3 protein-coding genes are annotated in these 2069 nt (G+C 71.5%); all 3 read right to left on the bottom strand.

All coding sequences use genetic code 11. The annotated features are described in order from the left end of the window. Nucleotides 1-427 (bottom strand): ABC transporter permease (locus B9G38_RS16445; protein WP_394334936.1); only part of this gene is annotated, 427 nt, incomplete at its 3' end. Continuing rightward, on the bottom strand, nt 427-1452 hold the full coding sequence (locus B9G38_RS16440) for an ABC transporter substrate-binding protein (protein WP_086221095.1): 1026 nt from the start codon (nt 1450-1452) through the stop codon (nt 427-429). The genes B9G38_RS16440 and B9G38_RS16445, both read right to left, overlap by 1 nt. A gap of 211 nt (nt 1453-1663) precedes the next feature. After that, nucleotides 1664-1885: a hypothetical protein gene (locus B9G38_RS16435; RefSeq protein WP_086221094.1), complete on the bottom strand. Its 222-nt coding sequence runs from the start codon at nt 1883-1885 to the stop codon at nt 1664-1666. Nucleotides 1886-2069 lie beyond the last annotated feature (184 nt).

Below are 2069 nucleotides of genomic sequence, written 5' to 3'. Positions count from 1 at the left end.
GGAGGGGGGGCGCGCTGTGGGTGATCCGGAGCCAGGGCATGGGGAAGCCGATGGGCGCGAGCGGCGGCACCGGGGGCGGGGTCCGCACGAGCGGGGCCGTAAGGTCGTCCAGCAGGCGGCTCCAGCCGAACGCGACGCCGGCGGCGACGCCGAGGCCGGTCCCCGCGATCGTGCCGGGGATCCAGTGCCGGACGCTCTGGTAGAGCGCCGCCGTCATGTCGCCCGAGGCGAGCTCGCTCGCGAACGCGTCCGCGACCGCGACCGGCGAGGGGAGGACGAACGGGTCCTGCGTGAGCGAGACGGCGTGCCAGACGACGAGGAACCCGACGACGCCCGCGGCGCCCCGGAGCAGCCGGCGCCAGTCCCCGAGCCCGACGCCGGCGAGCGCGTCGCCCTCGCTGACGGGCGATGCGGTTTCGGTCGCCATCAGAGCGAGCCGTACACCCCCAGATCGAAGATCTCGTCCGTCGACAGCCGCTCGTCGATCTGGCCGTTCCCGGCCGCGAACTCGGAGAACACCCCCGTCGCGTCCGTGATCTCGTTGGGGTCGGTGATGAAGTTCGACAGCGGCGAGTCGAGCGCGTCGCGCGCGCGGTCGGTCGGCATCCCGATCCCCTCCTCGACGTGCGTCGCGGTCGCGTCCGGGTCCTCGTCGATGAACTCGGTCGCCCGGACGTGCTGCTCGAGGAACTGCGCCGCGATCGGCGAGTCTCGGACCGCGTCGCTCATCAGGGTGACCGCGGCGGGCTGGCCGGGGAGGACCTCGGCGGCGGTCCGGAGCATCGTCACCGAGGAGCCCTCCGCCCGCGCGATGGTCGGCACCGGCTCCATGATCGAGGTGCCGTCGATCTCGCCGTTGGCGATCGCCTGCCACACCGCGTCGGCGCCGTTGATCTCGATGATCTCCACGGCGTCGTTCGCCGCGGGGTCCACGCCGACGTCGCGGAGCCAGTAGCGGAGCAGCACGTCGGGGACGCTCCCCTGCGGGAACGTGCCGAAGGTGAACGGCTCGCCCCGCTCTTCCCGCCACGTGGCGAACGCGTCGGCGCCCTGCGCGTCGAACGTCTCGTGGAACGAGGACTCGGCCATGATCCCCATCGGCTCCCGGATGTTCGCCGCGGTGACCTGCGCCGAGATGCCGCGGTCGATCGCGATCATCGCGGGGACGATCCCGAACATCGCGACGTCGATGTCGCCGCCGCCGAGCGCCTGAACGATGTCCGGCCCGTTGCCGAACTCCTGCCCGGTGATTTCGGCGTCTATCTCCGAGAAGTACCCCTCGCCCTCCATCACGTACCACTGGAGGTCGGGGTAGATCGGCATGTGCGCGACCGTCAGTTCGCCGAGTCCGCCGCTGTCGCCGCCGAGGCAACCGGCGAGACCGAACGCCGCGGTTCCGCCCGCGGCCGCGAGGAACGACCGCCGCGACGCTGCCCGCGTTGGTTCGTACATACCTACGGGAGCGGCCCCGGGGGCAACACTCTCGCGTCACCAGCAACGGAAGCGCGTTCCGATGACGAACGGAGCGCGCTAAAAGCGGCCCTCAAAGCCCAGAAATCGCCTATTCGGGAGTTTCGTCCGGCTCGGCCGCGTCACGGAACGACGCAATTTTTGCTTCCTCTCCGCCGGTCGGGCCGCGCTCGCGGCGGTCGGCCGCGAGCGCTCACGCCCCCTCGGCCGCCTCCCCGTCGAACAGCCCCAGGTCCTCGGCGACGAGGTCGGCGAGCCGGTCTTTGATCGCCGGGTCGACCTCCGCGACGGCGTCGCCGTCGTGTTTCTGGTCGTTGTGCTTGTCGAGCGCGTCCGCGAGGTCGTCGAGCGGCACGCGGGTCTCCGTCTCGCACTCGTCGCACACGATCGGGACGGACGGCTCGTCGGTGGACATTACGCCGACAATCGCCCGTGGCGGATATATGCCTTCGGGCGTCGACGCGGAGACGTTCCTTCGGGCGTCGGCGCGGAGACGTTCCTTCGGGCGTCGGCGCGGAGACGTTCCTTCGGGCGTGCGGTGGAGGGCCGAAGGCGCCGCGGTCGGACCCGACGCCCCGAACCGCCACCGTCTACTGACC

Source organism: Halorubrum sp. SD612 (assembly GCF_002135005.1).
This window is presented reverse-complemented; position numbering and strand designations above follow the sequence as displayed.

Coding starts and splice junctions, on each gene's coding strand:
- B9G38_RS16440 (WP_086221095.1), bottom strand. CDS start 1,452: ATGTACGAACCAACGCGGGCAGCGTCGCGGCGGTCGTTCCTCGCGGCC.
- B9G38_RS16435 (WP_086221094.1), bottom strand. CDS start 1,885: ATGTCCACCGACGAGCCGTCCGTCCCGATCGTGTGCGACGAGTGCGAG.